The 22,397-nt window shown below is 60.6% G+C and carries 29 protein-coding genes; 9 read left to right on the top strand and 20 right to left on the bottom strand.

The genetic code is table 11. The features are described 5' to 3' along the window. The first annotated feature begins 598 nt into the window (after positions 1-598). Positions 599-1,900 (top strand): ORC1-type DNA replication protein, encoded by a 1,302-nt coding sequence (locus tag MCP_RS00005; RefSeq protein ID WP_012898753.1) that lies wholly within the window; start codon positions 599-601, stop codon positions 1,898-1,900. Positions 1,901-1,935: 35 nt separating this feature from the next. On the opposite strand, the gene MCP_RS00010 is transcribed toward MCP_RS00005, so the two are convergent. After that, complete coding sequence (locus MCP_RS00010; protein ID WP_012898754.1) at positions 1,936-2,277, bottom strand: KGG domain-containing protein; 342 nt, start codon at positions 2,275-2,277, stop codon at positions 1,936-1,938. Between the two features lie 76 nt (positions 2,278-2,353). Continuing rightward, entirely contained in the window at positions 2,354-2,851 is a 498-nt protein-coding gene (locus MCP_RS00015) for a S26 family signal peptidase (protein ID WP_012898755.1), read from the bottom strand. A 124-nt stretch (positions 2,852-2,975) separates the two neighbouring features. Here MCP_RS00015 and MCP_RS00020 point away from each other — a divergent pair, with 124 nt between their 5' ends. Further along, positions 2,976-3,488: a peroxiredoxin family protein gene (locus tag MCP_RS00020; protein WP_012898756.1), complete on the top strand. Its 513-nt coding sequence runs from the start codon at positions 2,976-2,978 to the stop codon at positions 3,486-3,488. Here the strand turns inward: MCP_RS00020 and MCP_RS00025 are convergent, their stop codons facing one another. The 18 genes from MCP_RS00025 to MCP_RS00115 form a co-directional block, all read right to left on the bottom strand. After that, the gene (locus MCP_RS00025) at positions 3,489-3,986 is read right to left on the bottom strand and encodes a cupin domain-containing protein (protein ID WP_012898757.1); all 498 of its coding nucleotides are present in this window, start codon (positions 3,984-3,986) and stop codon (positions 3,489-3,491) included. It abuts the gene before it with no gap. 52 nt (positions 3,987-4,038) lie between these two features. Next, positions 4,039-5,295, bottom strand: a complete 1,257-nt coding sequence (locus tag MCP_RS00030; protein ID WP_012898758.1) for a PQQ-binding-like beta-propeller repeat protein — start codon at positions 5,293-5,295, stop codon at positions 4,039-4,041. 113 nt (positions 5,296-5,408) lie between these two features. After that, positions 5,409-7,250, bottom strand: coding sequence for a glycoside hydrolase family 15 protein (locus MCP_RS00035; RefSeq protein ID WP_012898759.1), 1,842 nt, complete (start codon positions 7,248-7,250; stop codon positions 5,409-5,411). Positions 7,251-7,298: 48 nt separating this feature from the next. Then, positions 7,299-8,342 carry a signal recognition particle-docking protein FtsY gene (gene ftsY, locus MCP_RS00040; protein WP_012898760.1) on the bottom strand — a complete coding sequence of 348 codons (1,044 nt, stop codon included), beginning with the start codon at positions 8,340-8,342 and terminating at the stop codon, positions 7,299-7,301. Positions 8,343-8,348: 6 nt separating this feature from the next. Continuing rightward, positions 8,349-8,771: a prefoldin subunit alpha gene (pfdA, locus tag MCP_RS00045; RefSeq protein ID WP_012898761.1), complete on the bottom strand. Its 423-nt coding sequence runs from the start codon at positions 8,769-8,771 to the stop codon at positions 8,349-8,351. Between the two features lie 3 nt (positions 8,772-8,774). Further along, positions 8,775-8,951, bottom strand: coding sequence for a 50S ribosomal protein L18Ae (gene rpl18a / locus MCP_RS00050; protein WP_012898762.1), 177 nt, complete (start codon positions 8,949-8,951; stop codon positions 8,775-8,777). 6 nt (positions 8,952-8,957) lie between these two features. After that, positions 8,958-9,620 carry a translation initiation factor IF-6 gene (locus tag MCP_RS00055; protein WP_012898763.1) on the bottom strand — a complete coding sequence of 221 codons (663 nt, stop codon included), beginning with the start codon at positions 9,618-9,620 and terminating at the stop codon, positions 8,958-8,960. A 12-nt stretch (positions 9,621-9,632) separates the two neighbouring features. Then, a complete protein-coding gene (locus MCP_RS00060; RefSeq protein WP_012898764.1) occupies positions 9,633-9,890 on the bottom strand; it encodes a 50S ribosomal protein L31e in 258 nt (85 codons plus the stop codon). Between the two features lie 9 nt (positions 9,891-9,899). Next, on the bottom strand, positions 9,900-10,052 hold the full coding sequence (locus MCP_RS00065; protein ID WP_012898765.1) for a 50S ribosomal protein L39e: 153 nt from the start codon (positions 10,050-10,052) through the stop codon (positions 9,900-9,902). Further along, positions 10,049-10,636, bottom strand: a complete 588-nt coding sequence (locus MCP_RS00070; RefSeq protein ID WP_012898766.1) for a DUF7411 family protein — start codon at positions 10,634-10,636, stop codon at positions 10,049-10,051. The genes MCP_RS00065 and MCP_RS00070 overlap by 4 nt, the downstream gene beginning before the upstream one ends. A gap of 1 nt (position 10,637) precedes the next feature. Further along, on the bottom strand, positions 10,638-10,973 hold the full coding sequence (locus MCP_RS00075) for a DNA-binding protein (protein ID WP_012898767.1): 336 nt from the start codon (positions 10,971-10,973) through the stop codon (positions 10,638-10,640). A gap of 42 nt (positions 10,974-11,015) precedes the next feature. Next, complete coding sequence (locus tag MCP_RS00080; RefSeq protein WP_012898768.1) at positions 11,016-11,471, bottom strand: 30S ribosomal protein S19e; 456 nt, start codon at positions 11,469-11,471, stop codon at positions 11,016-11,018. A 228-nt stretch (positions 11,472-11,699) separates the two neighbouring features. After that, entirely contained in the window at positions 11,700-12,611 is a 912-nt protein-coding gene (locus tag MCP_RS00085; protein ID WP_012898769.1) for an ATP-grasp domain-containing protein, read from the bottom strand. A 15-nt stretch (positions 12,612-12,626) separates the two neighbouring features. Beyond that, positions 12,627-13,274, bottom strand: a complete 648-nt coding sequence (locus tag MCP_RS00090; protein ID WP_012898770.1) for a RimK-like ATPgrasp N-terminal domain-containing protein — start codon at positions 13,272-13,274, stop codon at positions 12,627-12,629. A 111-nt stretch (positions 13,275-13,385) separates the two neighbouring features. Then, positions 13,386-13,652 (bottom strand): UPF0147 family protein, encoded by a 267-nt coding sequence (locus tag MCP_RS00095; protein ID WP_012898771.1) that lies wholly within the window; start codon positions 13,650-13,652, stop codon positions 13,386-13,388. A gap of 280 nt (positions 13,653-13,932) precedes the next feature. After that, positions 13,933-14,850 carry a presenilin family intramembrane aspartyl protease PSH gene (locus MCP_RS00105; RefSeq protein ID WP_128566939.1) on the bottom strand — a complete coding sequence of 306 codons (918 nt, stop codon included), beginning with the start codon at positions 14,848-14,850 and terminating at the stop codon, positions 13,933-13,935. Between the two features lie 50 nt (positions 14,851-14,900). Continuing rightward, positions 14,901-15,209: a DUF2102 domain-containing protein gene (locus tag MCP_RS00110; protein WP_012898773.1), complete on the bottom strand. Its 309-nt coding sequence runs from the start codon at positions 15,207-15,209 to the stop codon at positions 14,901-14,903. A gap of 1 nt (position 15,210) precedes the next feature. Beyond that, positions 15,211-15,588 (bottom strand): hypothetical protein, encoded by a 378-nt coding sequence (locus MCP_RS00115; RefSeq protein ID WP_128859861.1) that lies wholly within the window; start codon positions 15,586-15,588, stop codon positions 15,211-15,213. Positions 15,589-15,684: 96 nt separating this feature from the next. Here MCP_RS00115 and MCP_RS00120 point away from each other — a divergent pair, with 96 nt between their 5' ends. The 7 genes from MCP_RS00120 to lysS are packed head-to-tail and all read left to right on the top strand — an operon-like array spanning position 15,685 to position 22,362. Then, the gene (locus tag MCP_RS00120; protein ID WP_231845114.1) at positions 15,685-16,329 is read left to right on the top strand and encodes a metallophosphoesterase family protein; all 645 of its coding nucleotides are present in this window, start codon (positions 15,685-15,687) and stop codon (positions 16,327-16,329) included. Between the two features lie 59 nt (positions 16,330-16,388). Next, positions 16,389-17,102, top strand: a complete 714-nt coding sequence (locus MCP_RS00125; RefSeq protein ID WP_012898776.1) for an RAD55 family ATPase — start codon at positions 16,389-16,391, stop codon at positions 17,100-17,102. A 2-nt stretch (positions 17,103-17,104) separates the two neighbouring features. Then, entirely contained in the window at positions 17,105-18,079 is a 975-nt protein-coding gene (locus tag MCP_RS00130) for a phosphotransferase (RefSeq protein WP_012898777.1), read from the top strand. Next, positions 18,076-18,897 carry an HAD family hydrolase gene (locus MCP_RS00135; RefSeq protein ID WP_012898778.1) on the top strand — a complete coding sequence of 274 codons (822 nt, stop codon included), beginning with the start codon at positions 18,076-18,078 and terminating at the stop codon, positions 18,895-18,897. The genes MCP_RS00130 and MCP_RS00135 overlap by 4 nt, the downstream gene beginning before the upstream one ends. 23 nt (positions 18,898-18,920) lie before the next feature. Continuing rightward, on the top strand, positions 18,921-20,243 hold the full coding sequence (locus MCP_RS00140; RefSeq protein WP_012898779.1) for a B12-binding domain-containing radical SAM protein: 1,323 nt from the start codon (positions 18,921-18,923) through the stop codon (positions 20,241-20,243). A 46-nt stretch (positions 20,244-20,289) separates the two neighbouring features. Next, the gene (locus MCP_RS00145) at positions 20,290-20,700 is read left to right on the top strand and encodes a VOC family protein (RefSeq protein ID WP_012898780.1); all 411 of its coding nucleotides are present in this window, start codon (positions 20,290-20,292) and stop codon (positions 20,698-20,700) included. Between the two features lie 51 nt (positions 20,701-20,751). Beyond that, on the top strand, positions 20,752-22,362 hold the full coding sequence (gene lysS / locus MCP_RS00150) for a lysine--tRNA ligase (RefSeq protein WP_012898781.1): 1,611 nt from the start codon (positions 20,752-20,754) through the stop codon (positions 22,360-22,362). Positions 22,363-22,397: the final 35 nt, after the last annotated feature.

Here is a 22,397-nt window from a genome sequence, read left to right on the forward strand (position 1 = left end):
GATCATCGTGGCGTTCATGCAAAATATGCTCGTCTGGCCCTAATTTGATGGGGAAAGGCCGGGTAAAAAATAGCGATAAAAAATGAAAAAATCTAAAAAATTATGTCAACGATATCCATACAGGTAATTAAACCCACGATATATTACACACTAATGTGCAAATAAGTGAAAGTTAGTTATTTATACTTTTAGCTTTTAATCTATACAACATTGTATTTTCATCGTATTAGAATACAAATGTCCCATTTGTATTTTCAATGTTCCAGTGGAAATGATGGGGTGGGCCTGTCCCTGCATACGTTATTTCCACCGGAAATCATGGCCTCACGTCGAGGCTATTTTGTTTAAAACAGTTTATTTTTCCAAATGGGCTGGTATTTAGGGCAAAATCAACGTTTATATGTTAATATAAACCATTAAATCCAAAAATAGCTTCTATTAAATCCCCGCTCCATTGGAAATGATGGGGTTCTCGCTACCACAACTATTAATATACATCGTAACTATCATTTCATTTGGAAACGCTCGGTTTGGGAGGACATACATGCTAATCGATAAGACGGTTTCACCGCCGTCTCCACAATCACAGCAACCTACGATGGACAATAACAGGGGCCTTTTTGATGATCTTGTCAAGGAGAACCCCGAGGAGAGCTCGATCGACAGGCTCTTCGAGAACCTTCTGAGCATGAAGCCCATTTTTTCCAACAGGGAAGTGCTCCGGCCGTCATATACCCCCGACTATCTCCCCCACCGTTTAGACCAGATCAACGCGGTGGCCGAGATATTAGTGGCCGCCCTCCGCGGCGAGTCGCCCTCGAACATCCTCATCTACGGCAAGACGGGCACCGGGAAGACCGCCACGCTGGAGAGCGTGAGCAAGAAGCTCATGGACCTGTCCGACAAGATGCACATCGAGTGCAAGGTACTTTTCATTAACTGCGAGCGCATCGACACCCAGTACAGGATCCTTGCGCACCTCGCCCGGCACTACAACCGGGACGTGCCCATCACCGGATGGCCCACGGACCAGGTGTTCAACGAGTTCCGGGAGGCGCTGGACAAGAAGGAGCAGATCGCCATCATCATCCTGGACGAGATCGATAACCTGGTGAAGAAGAGCGGCGACGACATTTTGTACAACCTGTCGAGGATCAACGCCGACCTTAAAAAGGCGAAGGTCAGCATCATCGGGATATCCAACGACCTCACGTTCACCGACTATTTAGACCCCAGGGTTAAGTCCTCGCTGGGCGAGGAAGAGATCATATTCCCGCCATACAACGCCGACCAGCTGCGAGACATTTTGGAGCAGCGGAGCAAGATGGCCTTCAAGGATAACACCCTGGAGCCGGCGGTGATCCCGCTGTGCGCGGCGTTCGCGGCCCAGGAGCACGGCGACGCCCGGAAGGCGCTGGACCTGCTCCGAGTTTCTGCCGAGCTGGCGGAGAGGCAGAGGGACACGGTGGTCAGGGAGGAGCACGTCAGGAAGGCCAGGGAGAAGATCGAGATCGACCGTATAACGGAGGTGGTCCGCACGCTCCCGACCCAGAGCAAGCTGGTGCTCTTCAGCATCGTGCAGCTCGACTCCACGGGCTCCCACGAGCTGAACACGGGCGACGTGTATAACGTTTACAGGCGTTTGTGCCGGATGATCGACATGGACGTGCTGACCCAGCGCAGGGTGACCGACCTTATCTCGGAGCTGGACATGCTGGGCATCATCAACGCCATCGTGGTGAGCAAGGGCCGCTACGGCCGCACCAAGGAGATCGCGCTGAGCGTGCCCGCCGAGAGCACGCGTAAAGTCCTTCTCGACGACTATCGCCTGAGGACGCTTAAGGACGCCCGCCCCCATTTCGAAACCCAGCAGCGATTTAACGAGAGCCAGCCCGGATAAAATAAGAGCCCTGCCCCTGGCAGGGCGCATGCCATCTACTTTTTCTCTTCCGCTTCCTTACCCTCTTCTATCAATTCCTTAACGCGCTGGCCGCCCTTCTTCCCGCCGATCTCGCCCCCTTTGTGGCCTATCTCCTGGTAGAACTCCTTCCCGTGGGTCCTCGCGGTCGCCTCCCCGCCTTTGTGGCCGCCAACTTCCCCGCCTTTGTGGCCTATCTCCTGGTAGAACTCCTTCCCGTGAGTTTCAGACGTCTTCTCCCCGCCCTTGTGGCCGATCTCCTGGTAGAACTCCTTGCCGTGGGTCTTCGCGGTCTTCTCCCCGCCCTTACGGCCCGCCTCCTCGACGGTCATATCGCCTTTCTCCTCTTTTTCCGCCATGTCATCACCGTCAAATGCTAATCCTCCGGAATTATAACCCTGCGGGCAATATAGCGCGACATGAGAGGGCTTACGCTCATAAGAAGGACCGGAGCAGGCCGAGGTAGGGTATCCGGAACTGCGAGACGCCCAGGACCCACTCGGGCCTCACCGGCTGATCCGGGGAGATCGAGGTGCTCTGGTCGTAAAAGAAGTTGTTGTCCCCGAGCGTAAGGAATCCTGAGTGGGGAGCGCTCGGGCCGCCCGGCCACATGGGCTGGCCCTCGCTCACCCAGCATGCGGCCCGGTGGATCACAGGAGTCCGGTTGCGGTCGCCCATCGGGATGTACACGATGACGTCGCCGTAGCCGTTGAAGGCGGAGTAGCTCACGTTCACGGCCTCGCACCCCGGGACCACGCCGACCCGGTCCAGCCCCCGAAGCACGATCAGGTCGCCCGGCATGAGGTTAGGGTACATGCTGGTCCCGTCCACGCTCACCAGGGGAGGCCAGACGCCCGCGTATAAATATAACGCTCCAGCCAGGGCCAGCACCAGGGCCAGCGTGAGTGCCGTATCCCTGAGCAGGCCCTTCACAAAGGTATCTATTCCGCCATCCCCCCGTCAATGCTTGAAAATCGACCTATAAGAATTTAAAAGCGAGCCATGCTTGTTGATAAATTCGGGAAATATTTTAAGAAGGCCTCGTGAAGTTTTAAACATGTACAAGCTGGTGCTGCGCCTGGACGTGGGGAGCCGGGCCGAGGATTTCACGCTCAAGGACTTTAACGGGAACGCGGTCAGCCTGGGCAGCCTCATCGGCAGGGGCATCGTCTTCCTGACCTTTTACAGGGGCGGTTTCGACAAAGAGTCGGTCAGGTACCTGAGGGCGCTGGCCGATAATCACGAGAGGCTGAAGGACCTCGGGGTCGAGGTGGTCGCGGTCACGCCCGAGCTCCCCGAAAAGGCGAGGGGCACTGCGGAGTCGCTAAGCCTGCCGTTCACGGTGCTGTGCGACCCGGAGCTTACGGCGACGAAGCAGTACGACGTCTACGATCCATCGATGGAGTGGTGCTGGCCTGCCGGTTTCGTGATAGGCGAGGACGGGGCCGTCCAGTACGTTTACCGCGGCGTGAGCCCGCCCAACACTCCCCCTGTTCCATATTTAATGAAAAAGTTCGAGCAGATGCGCTCGCCGCCCGAAGAGGCCGCCGGCAGGGCCGCGGCCCGCTAGTCACGCCCGCGCGCCCCCGGGAGGCGCGATCTCAAAGGCGTCGAACGCCTCGCCCGCCTCCTTCAGGCGCACGGCCGTCTTGCACCGGGGACAGGTGTTAAGGTCGCCCGTCCGCGTGCCCTCCAGAAGCGGGGCCTCAAGGCCGCAGGCAGGGCAGAAGTACTTCAGGTTCCCGTAGATGGACGTGACCGGCTGAGGCCCCTGGACCGAGACGAGCGTGGCCCCCCTCTCGCACGACAGAATGGCGTGGAGGGCGCCGGACGGCACGTAGACGGCGTTATTCGGCCCCAGGGCCTCCGTGTCCCTGCCCACGTAGAACAGGCACCGGCCGTCCACGACGAAGAACACCTCGTCGCTGCCCGGGTGCCGGTGCGCGGACAGCGCCTGCCAGGGCCGGAACGAGTACACGTTGAAGGCCACCTTATCGGTCTTTATGGGGCAGGCCCTCAGGCTCACCGGCCCGCCGCCCTCCGGTATGTCGATGCGGTATACTTCCAAAGTTCATCCTCAAAAAATAATATAATTTACTCAAATATAAATTATGAGGCGGCTATCGCCTGCGATACGTGACGAGGGCGAAGGCGCCTAACATCACTGCCAGCAGGCCGGGGAGCGGGCACCATGAGGGGTCCGGAGTGGCCGAAGGCACGTACGTGACGACCACCGGCGTCGAGGTGGGGGCCACTGTGGGGGTCGGCGCCACCGTCGGGGCCGGGGTTGGCGTGATCAGGGTCAGGGTGTCGGGCAGGGTGAGAGCGTACACCGTCCCGCCCGAGGCGCTCGTGCCGTACGAGCTGAAGTACAGCCTGTCGTTCACGGTGATGGGCGTCGAGGACACGGGCGAGTCGGCCTGGAACTTCCAGTACAGCCCGCCGCTCCTGGCGTCGATGGCGTACAGGTACTCGTCCCCGGAGCCCACGTATATGATGCCTTTACCCTTGTCGATGAGCGGGGCCGCCTTGATCGGGCCGTACGTGGTATATGTCCAGGCTACCCTGCCATTTGACGCGTTAAAGCAGTACAGCTTGCCGTCCCACGAGCCGATGTATATGTTTCCACCGTAGTAGACGGGCTTCGAGCTGATGGCCCCTCCTGCCTGGCCCTTCCAGTTGATGCTTCCCTGGTACTGGTCTACCGATACCAGGTAGCCGTCGTAGGTGCCCACATATATGGTGCCGTCGTTGGCCAGGGGCGAGTAGGCCCGCTCGCCCACCTTCGTGGACCACTTGATCTTGCCGAAGTTAGGCTCGATGGCGACCAGGCTGCCGTCCGAGGTGCCCGCGTACACGATATTATCGTAGTCCTCGAGGGCCGTGGATATGCCGCTGCCCACGCTCACGTTCCAGATCTCGCTGCCGGTGCCCGGGTCGAGCGCGTATACCCTGTTATCGTCCGAGCCCACGAACACGATGCCGTTCATCAGCAGCGGCGTGGAGTCGACGTTCGAGAGCGCCCTGAAACGCCACTTCTCCTTGCCATAAAGGGTCTCGATGGCGTAGAAGGTGCCGTTGCTGGAGCCCACGTAGAGCGTGCTGTCCTTGTACACGGGCGTGGAGTAGACGTTCACGCCCACCCTGAACTTCCAGAGCGGGGCGCCGTTCATCGTCTGCAGCCCGTACACGGTCCCGTCCCAGGAACACACGTAAAGGATGCCGTTGTTGTATAAGGGCGACGCGGAGATGTACGCTCCGCCCTCCTGCCCGAGCTGTTTCGACCAGTCGACCGCGGGCTGGTCCGCCGCGAGCGCCGGCGCGGCGAAGAGCGCCACGATGATGGAGACGATAAATAGCCTGGATATGTGTGACATCGTATACCTCAGATATGGAATGTCTTTTAAGCGATGGGATTTAAGCTTTGTGTTCCCTCCGGGAGGGCCGGGCAGGCCGTTTTCCAGATGAAATAGGGGGGTAGGGGCGCTTTTTATCTTGCGGCGCCGCTAAGCGCTTCCAGGTACTCTATGACGGCCAGCATGAAGGTGGAGTGCGACCAGGCCAGGGGCAGCACGGACACGGGCTCACCGTTTTTCCCGACCTGCTCGGGCATGAGGCCCGTGGGCGCCGAATTCCTGGCGCACCACTCGATCAGCTCCAGGGCCCGGGGCAGGTTATTTATACGGATGTGCCACTGGGCCAGCCAGAGCGTGCAGAGGGGCCAGGCGTTCATGGGCCCCTGGTAGCCGTCCCCGGCATACCGGGCCACGCCGCCGTTCGGCCTCGTGAGCTCCCGTTCGATGGCGGCCATGGTGCCCGCCGCCATGGGGCTGTCCGGCCCTACCAGGCCCAGGTACCAGGCGGCGAACGCGGAGGCATCCACAGTGTCGTCGAACACCCCCCGCCTGAACCGGCCCAGCGCCGGGTCGTAGAGCCGCTCCAGCGAGGCGCTCTTTAACCCGGCGGCGGCACCGTCCCACGCCAAGGCGCTGCCCTCGTCCCCGAGGATGCGGCCGATGGCCGCGGCGCTCCTGAGCCCCGAGTACACGGAGGCGCAGGAGTACGTGTAAATGCCCTTCCGCTCCTCCCAGAGGTCGAAGCTCGCCCGGGGAAGGCCGCCGCTCAAAAAGCTCATGAGCGAGTCGGCGGCGGGCTTCACCAGCGGCTCGTATAGCGAGGAAAGCTCCTTCACGTCCCGGGTCTCCTGCCAGTGCACATGCACGGCGTACACTGGAGCGGCCGTCTCGTCGATCTGGACCATGGGCAGGGGATGCCAGGTGCTCCCCAGGTCGCCCGCCGGCGTGTACTTGTGCCTGAAATAGCCCTTCGGGTCGATTATTTTTTTGAAAAAGCGGTACGTGTGCATGCTAAGGTGCCCGTACCCCGCCCGGTCGAGCGCCACGGCCGCCCAGGCCGCGTCCCGGGGCCAGCAGTACGTATAATAGTCGGCGCCCTGCTGCTTGATCTGGGAGTCGCACGACGCGATGATCGAGCCTCCCCTGTCAAGGTGGCAGGCCACGGTCAGCAGGCTCCTGTAGTAGGCTTCCCTGACTGAAGGGGGCAGCCCGTCGAGGCCCCGTGCCTTTGCCCCGAAGGCGTCCCAGAACTTCCTGCCGGAATGGTAGACCTCCCCGACGTCCCTGGCCCTGATCCAGTCGTGGATGCGCTTTGCCTCCGGGAAGTTCCGGCCTATGCAGGCCCAGAAGTGCACCGTGGCAGCCTCTCCAGGCCGCAGCTCAGGGAGCGTCCAGCCCAGGGCCGAGTCCGCGGAGCCGTGGGCGACGACGTTGCCCGACAGGGCGCCGTCCTCCGCGTCCTTCCAGGTGCCCTCCATGCCCCTCCACTCCGATATGCCCGCCGTGAACTGGTCGAACGCCGGCCTCGAGCTCTGCAGGATAAAACGGTCCCGCTTGTAGTGGCTCATCATGTCCCCGTCCCGGACGGCCGTGTTGGCGTAGTTGTTCTCCAGGATGTGGTAGTTCTGGGCCGAGAACAGCCTGAAGTGTTTCGCTACGTTCGAGGCGTTCCTCACCTCGAAGGACCGCAGGAAGAAATTCAGCTCGTGATGGACGGTCTCCTTGACGGTGACGGAGGCGCCGAAGCCGGGGCTCTCGTACAGGCTTTCCCCGGTGAGCGAGGAGCCCTCGTACCGCTGTCTCAGGCCCCACGTATCCAGCCAGCCGAACTTCTTCAGGTCTATATCATAGAGCCCCAGGCGAATGTTGCCCCCGTGGTTCTCCATGCCCGCGTAGGGATAGTAAAAGTCCCGGACCACGCCCCGCTCGTCGACGCAAACGAGAAGCGTGCCGTTACCATATATGAGCGGCCTCATTTCATTAGCCTATATCGGCCTCGGCCTGAAATAGCTTCGGTGTAAAAATCAGCGCTCGAGAAGCCGCTCCACGAACCAGTCGGGGTCGAACTTCCTGAGGTCCTTGTATTCCTGGCCCACGCCCAAAAACAGTATCGGCTTGCCGGTGATGTGGGCTATCGAGATGGCCGCGCCGCCCTTGGAGTCGGCGTCCGCCTTCGTGAGTATGGATCCGCTGATGGGCACCGCGTCGTTGAACAGCTTCGCCCTCTCCACGGCGTCGTTCCCGGCGATGGCCTCGTCCACGAAAATGACCAGGTCCGGCCTGATGATGCGGCTGATCTTTTTCAATTGCTCCATGAGGTTGACGTTCGTGTGCAGCCGGCCCGCCGTGTCCGCCAGCACCACGTCCTTCTTGTTGCTCTTCGCGTACGCCACCGCGTCGTATATGACCGCCGCCGGGTCCGAGCCCTGGTCGTGCTTGATCATCTTCACGCCAAGCCGGTCGGCGTGCTTCTGGAGCTGCTCGATGGCGCCGGCCCGGAACGTGTCCCCGGCCGCGATGACCACGCCCACGTTGCTCTCCTTCAGCCTCTCGGCCAATTTAGCTATCGTGGTGGTCTTGCCGGTGCCGTTGACGCCGGTGAAAACGACGATGACGGGCTTATCGTGGCCTTTGACGTAGTCGTCGAAGTCGAGCGTGTGCGCGCTCAGGATGGTGAGGATGGCGTCCCGGAGCGCGTCCTCCGCGATGTCCCCGGTCGACCGTAAAAATTTCTTGTGCTGCCCGCTCAGGTCCTTCCTGATGCGGTCGATGATGGACTCGGCGACGGGCAATGCCACGTCGCTCTCCAGCAGGGCCATTTCCAGCTCCCAGAGCGGCCCTTCAAGGTCCTTCTCGCTTAATATTACTTCGCCCCTCGTGATCGCTTTGGCCCTGTCAAGGATGCCCGACCTGGGCGCCTCCGCAGGGGCCTCGGCCTTCGGGGCCTCGATTTTTTCTTCTACCTTAGCCTCGGCTTTCTCTTGTACTGGCTCCTGGGGCGAGGCTTTCAGCTTCTCGTCGATGCTCTTCCTGAAGTCGCCGAGCTTCTCCCTGAGCCTGTCGAACATTCCCGGTCACTGGTACTTCTGGGCTTCCTGCTGTAGCCTGTTGAGCTCCGTGGCCACCTGGTCCATGGCGCCCGTCGTGTCCAGCAGGGCCTTCTCCAGCTCCGTCCTCCGGGACTGGATGATCCCCTTCGAGTCAGCGAAGCTCTTCTCCACGCTCACGCCCGCCCCCAGGCCGATGATGGCCCTGTCGGGGGTGGCCAGCTTCGCGTGAACGTACGACCCGGCGCCGATGGATACGAGCAGCTCCTGGTCCTCGCCCTTGCCTTCGAGCGTGGCGAGAGCCTTGAGCGCGTTGTCCAGGTCGTTCAGCGACATCTGCACCAGGCTCGCCTGCTGCTGGAGCGCGTCCATGCGCTGCTGGCTGACCTGGATGCGGGAGATGAGCTCCCTGATCTGTTCCTCGTTGGCCTCCGGGTTCACGTCTGCCATAACTTACGCTTCCTTGACCGATTCGATCTTTATCTGGTTCCTGTTGATGCCGTGCTTGCTGCCGAACGTGGACAGGACTTTTTCACGGGCGGTGTTCTCGTTGACCGACTCGACTTCCTTGGAGAAGTTCTCCCACTGGACGCCGGCCTTGAACCTGCCCTCTACGATATAGTTAGCCATATTGCTTCACTCTCCCAGTTGTAACGCGTCCTCGATCCTCCCCACCTCGGGGCCGGACGTCTTCGTGCCCGTCACCAGGCCCTTCGTGGTGGCCAGGATGGCGGACCCCACTAGCGGCGAGCCGAAGCTCACCGTGCCGATGTCTACCGGCAGTCTAAAGAGCTCCTCAAGCGCGCTTAACTCTTCCTCCGTGGCCCTAGGGTGTACCAATAATCCCTTATTGGTGGCCACGCCGGCCATGCCGACGGTCTTCAGGCCGCCGATGGTCCCGCGCCTCACGTCCACCTTGAGCGTGTCCCGGATGACCTCGAGGTGCCGGTCGCTCAGGGCGGGGTGCACGAGCGCCGCCGTATCGTTCGCCAGGATGATGTTCCCGGCGGCCGTCATCTTCCCCTTGAGGCGGGCCGTGGGCAGGGCCTTCTCGAGCGCGGCGACCTCCCTTTCCAGGGCCAGGTCGCTCACGATGAAGCCGTTGCTGTTCCCCGTCATCATGGAGCCGATGAGCGTGCTGTCGTTGATGAGCGTACGGATAGCGGCCACTCCCAGCGTCTCCGCGGCCTCGTCGGCCGTGTGAGCCGGCAGGTCGGGGGGCAGCACCACGTAGTTCTCCGTGTTCGCGCCGTATATCCCGACGTACGGGTAGCCGTAAAAGTCAAGCTGCCTGATCAAGCTATCACGCGCTTACTCGCCGACTATGTCGGCTTCTACGCCGCCGTCCTCGACCCGGGTCGCCTTGACCCTGATCTTGCGGGGCGGCTTCCTGATGCCGTGCTCCCAGATGGTCTCGTTGAGAGGGGCGTTGATCTTGATCTTATCCTCGTCCACCTTCATGTGCCTGGACAGGTACTCCCTGACTTTCTTTACGGCCAGGTTGCCCTTCTTCCAGTGGGGGTATCCCTCAGTGTCCAGAGGAATGGTGTATATCTGCTCGTCTGCCATGTTTCCACCTTACTCGGGTAGGCTGGTCCTGCGCCAGCTCCTGCGCTTCGGGTGGGTCATGACGGCCCTGTTGGTCTTCATGATGACCCACGCCGGGACTCTTCTGTTCTGGTTAGCGTACTTGGCTAACCGGATCTTCTTGCCCTTTGACTTCTTCGTCATTTTTGTAACCTTCTCATCACCCTCGACTGGGGGTGCTCTTGCGGGAACAGCCTGCTTACAGTTTCCTTCCCGTATTTTTCAATGATTGATGATCGTATCTCGGACTCGTAGTCCGACTTTTCGATCGCGGGGCCCTCGACGATTTCGAAGTGCTGTTTCACGAGGGCGTCGATGGCGTGCCTGCCATAGCCGGCCAGGGGCCGGATGTATTGCACGTCGAGCCGCATCTCGAGGCTCTTTACTTCGGCCATCGTGAGCGCCGGCGAATGGTCGTCCCGCCTGGTGCCGTCCGCCACGTAGCCGCCGCCCTTCGCCGCGGCCTCAAGCGCCTTCAGGTGCACGTAGTTAATGCCGTAGCGCGGGTAGCCGTACTTCAGCATCAGGTCGATACAGCCCTCCATGACCTCCGGGCTTAGTTTTAAAACCCGGAATGGGAAGCCGATGGCCTCGGCGGCCCGCCCGGCGTGCCTCCACGAGGCGGAGCCGAACGAGCACGTCACGAGCTCCACATCGAAGAAAGGCTCGAGCAGGACCGCGGACAGCGAGCTGTCCTGGCCGCCGCTGTATAAAACCCGTACCTTCATCTCAGATGCGTCTGATCTTGATGTCCCGCTTCTTGGGCGTGACCTGCTCCAGTATCTTCACGAGCTGGGCGTCGTCGATCTGTGACTTGAGCCTGCCCGACTGGGCCAGGGCTATGAGCTGCGCCTCGACGCTGGCCACGAACTCGGGCCGGGTCATGCGTATCGTGTTCAGGCGCTCGCGTGCTTCCGGAGTGAGTATCTGCCGCATCGCAGACGCCTTCTGCTGCTCGTACTGCTGGCGCTGCTGCTCCTGCGCATAGGCGTCCGATTGCGCCCTCTGGAGCTCCTCCATCTTGCGCCGCCTTATCTCATCCAGTTCATCGCCGCTCATCAGCATCACTTTGCATTTTATGGGTATAAATCTGCGTAGCGGAAAGCCTTACGTCTGTGCTTCCGGGGTGGCCTGCTTCTCGGCGGGCGCCGCTGCGGACATCTCGGTCGCTACCCTGTCCAGGAACGCCATGCCCTGGGGTGTCACGACCCTGCCGCCCTTGACGGCCTTGACGAACCCTGCCTTCTCGAGCTGCTGCAGCGCGTCCCTGATAATGGAGCCGCTGCCCCTCTCGTGCCTGTCCGGCTTGACGCCGCGGTTCTTCTTTCCGCCGTAGAGGCTCCTGAGCCTCTGGACGCCGACCGGGCCGTCAATATATATACGCCTTAATATGGAGGCGCACCTCGTGTACCACCAGTCCTGCTGGATCGGCGGGTACTGCCTGTGCGTGCCGGTCTTCACGTCTGCGGCCCACTCGGGGGCCTGGACCTTGCCTGATTCCTTTAGTTTTTGTCCCGCCTTTACGACGAACGCGGTAGCGGGTACATCATAGACTACTGCCAATCTGATTCCTCCGATAAACGGACTCAACGCCTTATGGAACCAATGATATGTATGGAGCGCACACAAAACGTGCCATAACTCTATCGGTTGCGAAGGGTTTTTACGTACTTATAGTTACTTATACTTTTTCATGTTTTTGCGCTGCGTAAATTAAGTTGTGTCGCGCGATTTTATTCATACCGGATACTATGGAGAGTATAAATAGATTTGTCCGCTGGCATGGAAAGCTTAGGATTCTTCGTTCAGCCTGTATGTGCCCGGCTTCACGGGCCTGCCCGAGGTAAGCCTGTCGATGATCTTCTCGTACAGGTCGGGGTCCTTGCCGTCCTCGAGGTCGGCATAGAAGCTCGGGTTATCGTTGATCTCGATGCAGAAGAACCTGCCGTCTATTTCTTTTACGTCAAGCCCGTACAGCCCGTCGCCCACGCACTTCGAGACGTTCACGGCCAGCTCCTCCAGCTTCTTCGGGGCGTTCTTCCTTAAAATAGGGACGACGCGGCCCCACTGGTTCTTGCCGTCGACGAGAGACCTCACCTTCCACCCGCCCCGGGGCATATAATATTTACACAGGTAAAGGATCTTGTTGTCCAGCATGCCGACCCGCCAGTCGAATCCCGAGGGCATGTACTCCTGCAATACGATCGGGGTGGCGTTCTTCAGGTATCGGGCCGCGATGAGCCGGAACTCGGCCCCGTCGTGGGCCTTCTCCACGTGCGAGGAGAACTTCGTATAGGGTGCCTTGAGGACGAGCGGGAAGCCCAGGTATTCGAAGACGTGCCTCAGGTTCTCCTCGCCGAAGTCGCCCGCGAACAGCAGCGACTTAGGGGAGGGGATGCCGTTCTGCCTGAACAGGTCGTCTAAAACCACTTTCGAGGAGCACACCCGGATGGAGTGGGGGTCGTCGATGACCACCTTGCCCAGGGCGTCGGCCATCCTCGACACCACGTACGCCGTGTTCATGGGGTCGGTGGTGGCCCGGATGAAGACCGCGTCGTACTCGGGGATGCGGTCCATGTCCCTCTTAAAAATATACTCGAAGAGGTGGCCCTTAGCCTCCGCCGCCCTTTTAAAGCGGTCGAGGGCCGTGGCTTCCTCTCTGGTGTGGAAACTATACTTTTCCACGAAACACCCGATCTTCATGATAAACCCGTTTTTTTAGTGGCACTTTACGGCGTGCACCTTATCCCTGACCAGGGCCCAGTCCACCTCTTTCTTCGTCGTGGGCTCGAAGTGGCACAGCTTTGCCTCGCCATCCACCATCTGCACGATCAGCTTGCCGATGGGTATCCTGAAGGTCTCGTAGAACTTCTTCGCGATGGAGCGCGCCTCGGGCACGTCCGTCTCCCCGAAGACCTGCACGGCCTCCTTTACCTCCCCGACCAGGGGCTGAACCGAGACCGGGTAGCGGTTGTTAACGCTCAGGCTCTTCAGAGTCCGGTATAATTGGGACTCCGTCTTGACCTGGGTAACCGAGTTGCACGTGTACGGGTTCACCGCGAAGCATAACGCCGGGCAGCCCATGTTGCGCTCGTCCCCGGCGACCAGCCTGTACGGCAGGCACGGGATGCCCGCCCTGGACGCCCTGATCATCAGCAGAGGATTTCTGTGCGTGTCAAGGATGTCCGAACAGCGGGGGGTCACGTTGCATCCGCAAAGTTCCGCGTGCATCGATACGTAATACCCCATTTTCTGGTACCGGTAATCGTGCGATACGTTCAAAATATCGTTCTTGACAGTCGTTTCTAAAAAGGCAAACGGACTATAATCCGCATCTTCGTCGTCTTCACTAACAACAATTGTCACTAATGGACACTTCCATTATTATTGCGGTATTGTAGAATCATTATATATGAATTTGATGGTCTGAATCCATGGCGGGGGCGGACGGGATAAAAAAGCGGCTTTTAGCCGGGCCTATCCGTCCACGGAAATGGTCTCGAGCTGGCTCGCGATGTTCCAGATGAGCGTGCGGGTGTGGAGCGGGATGTTCGGGTCGTTCGAGATCTCGTCCAGTATGGATATGCTGCTCGCGGCCCGCACTGCGGGGCTTTCCTTCGTGTTGAGCAGTATGTTTTTCACGCTATCCGCGCTTCGCCTGATGTTGCGGGGCACCGTGTCGTCGTCCTTTATCCTGGACAGCACGTCCACGCATTGCTTGATGACGGCTTCAACGTTTGACATTTTCTCACCTTTTTAGCCGGTCTTAATTATATTAAAATTAGCACCGTATGGGTATCCTATGTACCGGCATCAGAGAAAAGATTTTCGGTTATCTAAAGCACTCAAAGTATAATAAGCAGGCTCGAAGACTTTTTCAGCCACGAAGAGACTCGAAGAAGGGCGTGAAGCGACACGAAGACGATAAAAATTATTTTATAAAGTCTTTGAGAACTTTGAGCCAGCTTGGTGTCGCTTTGAGGCTGAAACGGTTTTCGTGCATTCTTATGATGCTTAGAGCTGCTTAGAACGGGTTGATGCCGGCCGCCAGGCACCCGAGCATGAAGCCCACGATGGCCCCGGTGCACAGGAAAGGCAGCCCCGCCTGCGGCTTTTTAAGCTCCACCACGATGTACATCAGGACGACGTAGCTGGCGAGCGTGCCGAGCATCGTGCCCAGCGCGGGCAGGCTCACGAACCCCAGGAGCCGGGGGGCGCTCAGGAACGCGTTGGCCGACACGGCGAGGATGGTGGGCATGACCGCGTCCCCCAGCCCCATGAAGTACGCCTCCTTCTCCCCGCCCTCGCTCGTTATGCCCTTCGCGTGGACGTACGAGTAGCCCCACCTCCGGGGCATGACGAACATGATGGGCATCTTCGTGTCCATGACGCCCTCGGCGAGCCTGATCATGTGCTTCGTCTTGTATACGGAGATGTAGTCGTATATGGCTAAAAGCACCAGCAGGACGATCGTCGGCAATATGGCCAGGGACGCGCCGAACAGTGCGCTCGCGCCCGCCGCCACCATCACGCCTACCGTGTCGATGACATACCACTCCGGGTACAGCACCAGCAGCGCGGTGAGCACGATCGACAGCACGACTGCCGCCCCCGAGACGATCAGCGGGTCCAGGGAAGGCGCCAGGAGCACGGCCAGGCCGAAGAATACGTAGGTCAGCGTGGACAGGATGGCGATGCCCATGATGACCTGGATGATCCAGTTCATCTTGAACTTGATGATGAGCAGCAGCGCGCCCGTGAAAAGCAACAGCAGCACGACATAATAGACGGAGTTCCACACGCTCTCCGGGTTCCCGAAGACGTTGTCCAGCTCGTAGCTCTGCAGCGGCGGCACCAGCAGGAGCGATATCACCTGTACCAGGACGATGAAGAGCGCGATGCCCCCGATGACTGCCCATTCGCCGGCTTTCAGCTTCTCCAGAGTAACTCCTCCCTGCTATTGGCGCGCTGCAGAAATAAAAAGCTATGCCATCAAGACGTATAGCGCTTTACCTGGCCCATGTGCCTGGCCAGCCAGGGAGGCAGCCCCTCCTCAAAGCGAAAGGTGCAGGCGCAGATCTCCGTGTCCTCGATGGAGAATCCCCGCCGCTTCACGTATATGCCGTCGTGGTCCCGCCTCAGGGCGCCGACGAAGCCCCTCACCGCCCCCGCCTCTCCCTCGGCGAGCACCCCGAAGCAGGTCTGCTTCGTCCTCAGCCCCGCGGAGCCCGCGAGGGCGGCCATCCGGCACGCCTGCAGCCCCGTCTCGGGCAAAATAAAGATCATCCAGGTCTCGTCCATGCTACCTCCGCCAGCTCTTGTCGAACGCGTCGAACCTGTAGAGCCGCGTGAGCAGGCACTTCTCGCAGGCGATCATGGCCATGACGGTGTCGATAAGCACTTCGTTCGTCGTCTCCGAGCTGCAGTTCGGGCAGAGCGCCTCGTGGCAGAAGCACCAGGCGCCGAGCGCCTCGCCCACGTCGCTGCCGATCAGCTCCGGCATCTTCTTCTCCTGGTACGCCCCGTGCAGGGCGTAGTGGGCCTCGGCGCCGCAGTTCGTGCACTGGGTCAGCAGCTCCCGGGATAATACTTTAATGCGCTGGATGGCCTGTGACCGGCAATTAAAGCAGAGCTCCTCTTTGTCGAACTCCCACCCCATCGTCTGTAGCCTGTTCCCCATTTTACACCCGATCAAAGATTTGGGCCGCGGGGTTAAAATGGTTGCCTGCGTAAAAAGGGCTACTTGCCAATCTTTATGTGAACAAGAGAGTAAAATATGCTCATGAAGATCCTGGCCATCTCGGACATCCACGGCAAGTTTTTCCGGCTTGAAGGCATCATGAGGAAGAGCGACCCGGTCGACCTCGTCGTAGTTGCGGGCGACCTCACCCAGGGCGGGCCCCCGGAGAACGCGGTGCGCTCGATATCGGAGCTGAAGCACTTTTGTAAGAACGTCCTCTGCGTCGCGGGTAACTGGGACACGCCCGAAGTGAAGGCGGCCATCGGCCAGTATGCCGTGGACCTGGAGGAGACGCCCCGGATATATAAAAACACCGAGTTCATGGGCCTCGGGGGCTCGAACCCGACAGGGAACAACACGCCCAGCGAGTACACGGAGGAGGAGCTCGAGTATAAGCTGGACGTCCTCCTGAGCCACAACCTGCCCCAGCGGACCGTCCTTGTGACGCATACGCCGCCCCAGAACACGCTGGACATGACGCCCCACGGCGCCGCTGGCAGCCCCGCCCTCCGCCGCGCGCTCGAGAAGGTGGACGTCGTCATATGCGGCCACATCCACGGCGCAAGAGGAAAGATCAAGGACGGCGCCTGGGTCATCAACCCCGGCTATGCGGCCGAGGGCCAGGCGGCCGTCATCGACCTGGACACGATGGACATCATCTGGATCGACTCTGTCGTCTAATTTTCTATTTTTTGACAACATTATTATATAAACAATTATATATTGTCTGATTGAACCACATGGCGCAACACATCGATTACGTCAGCACGGGGGTGCCCGGAGCTGACACTATTTTAAACGGCGGCATCTACCCAGGGTCCGCCGTGCTCGTCTCGGGGCCGCCCGGCTCGGGAAAGTCCATATTCGGCATGCAGTTCGTTTATGCGGGGGCCAGGGACCACGGCGAGGGCGGGCTCATCGTGGCCATCGAGGAGACCGACCGGTCCCTGTCCGAGTACGCGGGCTCCATAGGGCTGGAGGCCTGGGACAGCCTGGTGGAGAAGGGCGCCATCACCATGATGACGGACGACTACTTCGCGAGGACCGACCTTCCCGGCTCGCTTGAGGGCATCATGGAGGTGCTGGGCAGGACGGAAGCGAGGCGGATGGTCATCGACCCCATGAACCTCTTCAAGTACTACTTCCCCCAGGACGTGGACCGGCGGAGGTATTTATTGAAATTCATCCGGATCCTCAAAAGGCGCGGCATCACCTCCCTGATCATTTCGGAGGCCATGGGGGTGTTCCCCAACATGCCCCTGACAGAGGAGATGTACATGACCGACGGGAACATCAGCCTCTTCCTGTCCAGGTCGGGGAACAACGTGGAGCGGTGCTTCTGGGTGACCAAGATGAGGCGCCAGGCGTTCAGCATGAAGATCGTGCCCATGGGCATCGGGCGGGGAGGCATCGAGGTGTTCCCCGACGCGGTGCCGTACTCTCTAGGGGAGTAGTGATGCAGGCCACGCTCGACTGGCTGGCCGGCCTGGCCAGGCAGCACCCCGAGGTGTTCGGCGGCCATCCCGGCGAGATGGCCGTGCTGGAGGCCTCCAGGTCATCGTCCCACGAGTCCCGCGTATACGGGTCGGGCGGCGCCCTGGTCCACGTGAAGTTCTTCCGCCGCACCCTGGGGCGCACCAGCGTCACCTACGACCCCTGCCGGGAGATGAAGGCCGAGTACGACACGCTCAGGGAGTTCGAGAAGAACGGGTTCGCATCGGGCCGCCACCGGGTCGTGCGCACGCTCGGCATAAATGAAAGCCTGGACTGCGCCCTGGCCACGGCCTATGTGCCCGGGGACACATTGCTTTCGATCATACAGCGGACGCTGAAGGGCGGCGACGACGGCGAGCTTCTTGAAGCCCTCGGCCTGGCGGCCGGCTTCCTGAGGAAGGTCCACGGCCTGATGCCCCAGAGCCCGAAGGTCGACGCCGCGGAGACGTTCTACTCGTACATGAAGCCTTTATTCTATCTGGAGGAGCAGGGCGCGCTGGACGGGTTCCACAGGAGAGTGACGAAGGGGCTGAGCCGCTGGTATGGCCACAGGCCCCTATTCGAGCAGAGGGGGGTGACCGTCCACGGCGATGCCAACCCCTCGAACTTCAAAATACACGAGGGGGTCATCTACGGCTTAGACCTGGAGCGCAGCCGCCCGGGCCGGAGCCCCCTCCTTGACGTGGGCACCATGGTGGCCGAGCTTGAGCACCACTGCGCCTACGTGGCCGGCGACGCGGGCAGGGCGAAGCCTTACGTCGAGCGCTTTCTGCGGGCATACGCTCCCTCCCCGGCGGACCGGAAAAAGATCGACGAGCTCCTGCCCTTCTACGTGTCCCGGGGCCTGCTCAAGATCGCCATGCTGGGATACTGGAAGCACGGCTACCGCCGCTCGCTCGTCGAGGCGGGCGCCAGGCGCATCGAGGAGGGGCCATGATCACGACGATACTCTTCGACATCTACGGCACGCTCATCGACATCTCCACGGACGAGTCGGACATGGCGACGTACAACGCCATGTCGAAGTGGCTCGAGTACAAGTACATCTACGTCTCCGGGGATCAGCTGAAGTGGCTCTACCACGAGGAGTTCGCCCGCCGCCTGGGCTCGGAGGAGGCCCGGAGCCGGGCGGAGGCCGACATCTTCAAGAGCATCATCGAGGAGTTCGAGGCCCGCATCGGCGAGCACCGGGAGCTCTTCCCGGACGCCGACGTGCGGGACGTGTTCAAGAGCATCGTCACGAAGTTCGCCTCGAGGACCCCCGAGGAGCTCGACCACCTGTCCACGGACCTCTCCCACCTTTTCAGGTCCGCCACGCGCAGGAAGATGTTCATCTACCCCACCGTCAAGCCCGCGCTTGACCAGATGCAGAAGAAGTACCGGCTGGGCATCGTGTCCAACGCGCAGGAGGCGTTCACCATGCCCGAGCTGGGGCTCTACGAGCTGGCCCGCTACTTCGAGACGATCGTCCTGTCAAGCCAGGCCGGGGTAAAGAAGCCCAACTCCCGGATATTCACCCGTGCCCTGGGGAACCTGGGAGTGAGGCCGTCGGAGGCGGTCATGGTGGGCAACGACATGATGGCTGACATGATGGGCGCCTCTAAGCTCGGCATGCGGACCATCTTCGTCTCGGACAGGCCTGCCCGGCCCATCAAGGGGGTAGCGCCCGATGCCGTGGTCCAGGGCATCAACCTGTTCCAGGTGCTGGAGCTCGTGGACGCATGGAACCAAAAACAGGCCCGAGAAAATATATAACGTGACATATAAAATCATTATTTATGAAGGTCCTCCTGGTCTACACGAACCGGTATCGTCCCATGGCGCCGCCGCCCGTCGGCATCGCCTACCTGGCGGGGCCGCTGCTCCGTGAGGGCCATGAGGTAAGGGTCCTCGACCTCATGTTCTCGAGCGACCCGGAGGGCGAGCTATGGCGGGCCTTAGACGAGTTCCGGCCTGACGTCGCGGGCCTGTCTATCAGGAACGTGGACAACCAGGACATGCGCCACACGCAATATTTTATCGATGATGCAAAGAAGCTGGCCGGCATCGTCCATAAGGCCGGAGTAAAGACGGTGCTCGGGGGCACGGCGTTCACCACCTTCCCGGCCGAGACCCTCCAGTACCTGGGCGGGGACTACGGCATCGCGGGCCAGGGAGAGGAAAGCCTGCCCAGGCTCCTGGCGTCGCTGGCATCGGGGAGGCTGGACCGGGGGATACCGGGGCTCGTGTGGAGGGAGGGCGGGCGCATCATGGCGAACCCGCCCGACCTTGGAGGATACCGCTCTGCCGCCCGGTGGGACCTGTTGCACCTAAACGGATATACGAAGGGCTTCCTGGCAGGCAGCGCGGTCACCAAGTCGGGATGCCCCTACCGCTGCGCATACTGCAACGTGACCACGGCGTTCGGCGGGGAGCTCAGGCCCCGGAACGTGGGCGACGTCGTGGAGGAGATCAAGGCGCTAAAGGCGCAGGGGATCCGCATCGTCACGCTCACGGATGCCTGCTTTAACGTTCCCTCGGGCTACGCTAAAGAAGTATTGAACGCCATCATCGATTCCGGCGTCAGGGTCTACCTCAACACTACGTTCGTCCCCGTGGCCGGCCACTTCGACGACGAGCTCATGGAGCTTTTCAAGAGGGCCGGGGGCATCTACGCCTCGCTGGGCGCCGAGACGTTCTCGAGGAAGATGCTCAAGAGCTACCATAAGCCGTTCACGCTGGACGACGTGCTGGCCTGCGCCGGGCTCCTGGGCCGCCACCATATTCCTTTCATGGTTCAGGCCCTGTTCGGCGGCCCTGGGGAGGACGCCTCCACCCTCAGGGAGTCCCTCGATATGCTCCGGCACGTCCCCTACGCCGAGTTCACCTACACCATGGGCATACGTCTGCTGCCCGGCACGCTGCTCTTCGAGACGGCGAAAAAGGAGGGCCTGGCCGGGGACGCTTCCGGGCTGTTCAGGCCCAGGTTCTACATATCGAAGGACCTCGACGTGCCGTGGGCCGAGCGCCAGATACGGAGGACGATGCTGCGGTACTCGTACAGGGGCCTGAAGATGCTTCCCGTGGCGGCCCGGTGCGCCCTGGCGGGCGTCAACTGGTAAGAGATGTTTTATTCTTCCCGGCGCATATTCAATTAGAGTGACTTTTATGATCGAGAGGCTCACGCACGTGACCGTGCTTGTCAGGGACAGCGACGAGGCGCTGAAGTTCTACACGGAGAAGCTGGGGTTCGAGAAGGTCGAGGACTCAAAGATGCCCACGGGGGACCGGTGGCTGACCGTCAGGCCGAAGGGAGGCGACGTGCAGATCGTGCTCCAGCAGCCCGGCGCGGCCACGTTCGGGGAGGAGGGCGCGAAGGAGATGCTCAGGCGGGTCGGCCAGGGCACCACCTGGGCGTTCAAGGTGGACGACTGCCAGGGGACGTGCGACGAGCTCGTGAAGAAGGGCGTGAAGATACTCAGCTCCCCTCAGGACTTCGGGTTCGCCGTCGAGGCGATCTTCGCCGACCTCTACGGGAATGCCTACATCCTCATGCAGCCCCCTGCAGGCCCAAAATAGCCCCATCAGAAAACAACTTATATTATGAAAGGATAGATTGAGCCGGATAACATGACGTACAGGGTATTCTGGGCCGATTCGATCGCGGACGAGGTCGTCGAGCGGTACGGCAAGGGCGAGGTCGTGGTCAAGTGCGCCGCGTCCCCGTCGGGCGGCAAGCACATAGGCAACATCAACGACATCCTTCGCGGTTACTTCATCAGCGAATCGTTAAAAAGCCTTGGCGTAAAGACGAGGCACGTCCACACGAGCGACGACCGGGACCCGCTGCGGAAGATCCCGGAGCGCATGCCGGACCGGGAGGGCCGCTGGAAGGTCCTGTCGGAAAAAGAATTAAAAGAGCTGGGCAAGTACGTCGGCATTCCTTACGTTCATGTCCCCGACCCCTTCGGCTGCTGCAAGTCGTGGGCCGAGCACTTCAACAACGTCTGGCTGGAAGGCGTGGAGGCGCTGGGAGTCCACGTAGAGGACTACAGCAATGACGCCCTTTATGCGGCGGGCAAGTTCGAGCCGCCGATGCGGACGATCCTTTCGGACATCCCCCTCGCCAGGGAAGTGATCTCGAGGTTCCAGATGAACACCCCGGCCGACTACATTCCATTTAACCCCATTTGCGAGAACTGCGGCCGCATCACCGCGAAGGCCACCGGGGTCAACCTGGACGACTGGACCGTGGACTACGTGTGCGAGTCAAAGTCCCTCGCCGGCGAGTTCGAGGTGCCGGGCTGCGGCCACCAGGGCACGACCTCCCTTAACAACGGCAAACTGCCCTGGCGGTTCGAGTGGCCGTCCCAGTGGCAGATCTTCGACGTCAAGATGGAGCCCTTCGGGAAGGACCACTACGAGGGCTCATGGCCGTCCGGGCAGGAGATATCGAAAGTGATACTCAAGAGACAGCCGCCCGTGTATACGGTCTACGAGTTCTTCCTGATCAACGGCGCCAAGATGTCCACCCGGCACGGCAACGTGTTCATCACCCAGGACATGCTGGACATCATGGAGCCAGAGACGTTCCTGTACTTCTACTCGCTCAATCCCATGAAGCAGAAGAACCTGGACGTCAAGAACATCAACTTCATCGTCGACGCGTTCGACCGGTTCGAGCGCATCTATTACGACGAGGTGGAGACCCCCGACCCCGAGGAGAAGGAGCTCGCGAAGCGGGTGTACCCCATGCTCCCCATCGACCACCGGAAGGTGCGCATCCCATACACGTTCGCCGCCATGGTGAGCGTCTCGAAGAACGACGAGCACATCATCCGCACGCTCAAGAAGACGGGCCACCTGCCACAGGACGCCACGAAGCAGCAGGAGCAGGACGCCCTGACCAGGGTATACAAGGCCGGCACATGGGCGCGCAGGTACGGCCCCGAGGAGTACAACATCGAGATCAAGGAGAAGCTCGAGGTGCCCGCCGACATGGACGCCGCCGAGAAGGACGCGCTGTCGGAGCTCGCCTCGTACATCGAGGCGAAGCACACCGAGGAGGAGACGCAGTACGAGATCTTCGAGATGGCCAAGCGCCGTGGCGTCAAGCCCGGCAAGCTGTTCAAGACCGCTTACACGCTTCTCCTGGGCAAGCCCCGTGGCCCGAAGCTGGGGCCGTTTTTACTGGCGCTGGACGCGGACTTCGTGGCAAAGAGGCTTCGCCTGGAGGCATGAGGCTCCTACCATACCTTTTTACCGTCCGGCGTGAA

Source organism: Methanocella paludicola SANAE (assembly GCF_000011005.1).
Lineage (GTDB): Archaea > Halobacteriota > Methanocellia > Methanocellales > Methanocellaceae > Methanocella > Methanocella paludicola.

Bases quoted from the DNA above. Each gene is read 5' to 3' on its own strand.
- MCP_RS00120 (WP_231845114.1), top strand. From the start codon at position 15,685: ATGCTCATGAAGATCCTGGCCATCTCGGACATCCACGGCAAGTTTTTC.
- MCP_RS00110 (WP_012898773.1), bottom strand. From the start codon at position 15,209: ATGGACGAGACCTGGATGATCTTTATTTTGCCCGAGACGGGGCTGCAG.
- MCP_RS00060 (WP_012898764.1), bottom strand. From the start codon at position 9,890: ATGGCAGACGAGCAGATATACACCATTCCTCTGGACACTGAGGGATAC.
- rpl18a (WP_012898762.1), bottom strand. From the start codon at position 8,951: ATGGCTAACTATATCGTAGAGGGCAGGTTCAAGGCCGGCGTCCAGTGG.
- ftsY (WP_012898760.1), bottom strand. From the start codon at position 8,342: ATGTTCGACAGGCTCAGGGAGAAGCTCGGCGACTTCAGGAAGAGCATC.
- MCP_RS00145 (WP_012898780.1), top strand. From the start codon at position 20,290: ATGATCGAGAGGCTCACGCACGTGACCGTGCTTGTCAGGGACAGCGAC.
- MCP_RS00085 (WP_012898769.1), bottom strand. From the start codon at position 12,611: ATGAAGATCGGGTGTTTCGTGGAAAAGTATAGTTTCCACACCAGAGAG.
- MCP_RS00010 (WP_012898754.1), bottom strand. From the start codon at position 2,277: ATGGCGGAAAAAGAGGAGAAAGGCGATATGACCGTCGAGGAGGCGGGC.
- MCP_RS00065 (WP_012898765.1), bottom strand. From the start codon at position 10,052: ATGACGAAGAAGTCAAAGGGCAAGAAGATCCGGTTAGCCAAGTACGCT.
- MCP_RS00135 (WP_012898778.1), top strand. From the start codon at position 18,076: ATGATCACGACGATACTCTTCGACATCTACGGCACGCTCATCGACATC.
- pfdA (WP_012898761.1), bottom strand. From the start codon at position 8,771: ATGGCAGACGTGAACCCGGAGGCCAACGAGGAACAGATCAGGGAGCTC.
- MCP_RS00115 (WP_128859861.1), bottom strand. From the start codon at position 15,588: ATGGGGAACAGGCTACAGACGATGGGGTGGGAGTTCGACAAAGAGGAG.
- MCP_RS00140 (WP_012898779.1), top strand. From the start codon at position 18,921: ATGAAGGTCCTCCTGGTCTACACGAACCGGTATCGTCCCATGGCGCCG.
- MCP_RS00030 (WP_012898758.1), bottom strand. From the start codon at position 5,295: ATGTCACACATATCCAGGCTATTTATCGTCTCCATCATCGTGGCGCTC.
- MCP_RS00035 (WP_012898759.1), bottom strand. From the start codon at position 7,250: ATGAGGCCGCTCATATATGGTAACGGCACGCTTCTCGTTTGCGTCGAC.
- MCP_RS00020 (WP_012898756.1), top strand. From the start codon at position 2,976: ATGTACAAGCTGGTGCTGCGCCTGGACGTGGGGAGCCGGGCCGAGGAT.
- lysS (WP_012898781.1), top strand. From the start codon at position 20,752: ATGACGTACAGGGTATTCTGGGCCGATTCGATCGCGGACGAGGTCGTC.
- MCP_RS00130 (WP_012898777.1), top strand. From the start codon at position 17,105: ATGCAGGCCACGCTCGACTGGCTGGCCGGCCTGGCCAGGCAGCACCCC.
- MCP_RS00095 (WP_012898771.1), bottom strand. From the start codon at position 13,652: ATGTCAAACGTTGAAGCCGTCATCAAGCAATGCGTGGACGTGCTGTCC.
- MCP_RS00005 (WP_012898753.1), top strand. From the start codon at position 599: ATGGACAATAACAGGGGCCTTTTTGATGATCTTGTCAAGGAGAACCCC.
- MCP_RS00070 (WP_012898766.1), bottom strand. From the start codon at position 10,636: ATGAAGGTACGGGTTTTATACAGCGGCGGCCAGGACAGCTCGCTGTCC.
- MCP_RS00075 (WP_012898767.1), bottom strand. From the start codon at position 10,973: ATGCTGATGAGCGGCGATGAACTGGATGAGATAAGGCGGCGCAAGATG.
- MCP_RS00125 (WP_012898776.1), top strand. From the start codon at position 16,389: ATGGCGCAACACATCGATTACGTCAGCACGGGGGTGCCCGGAGCTGAC.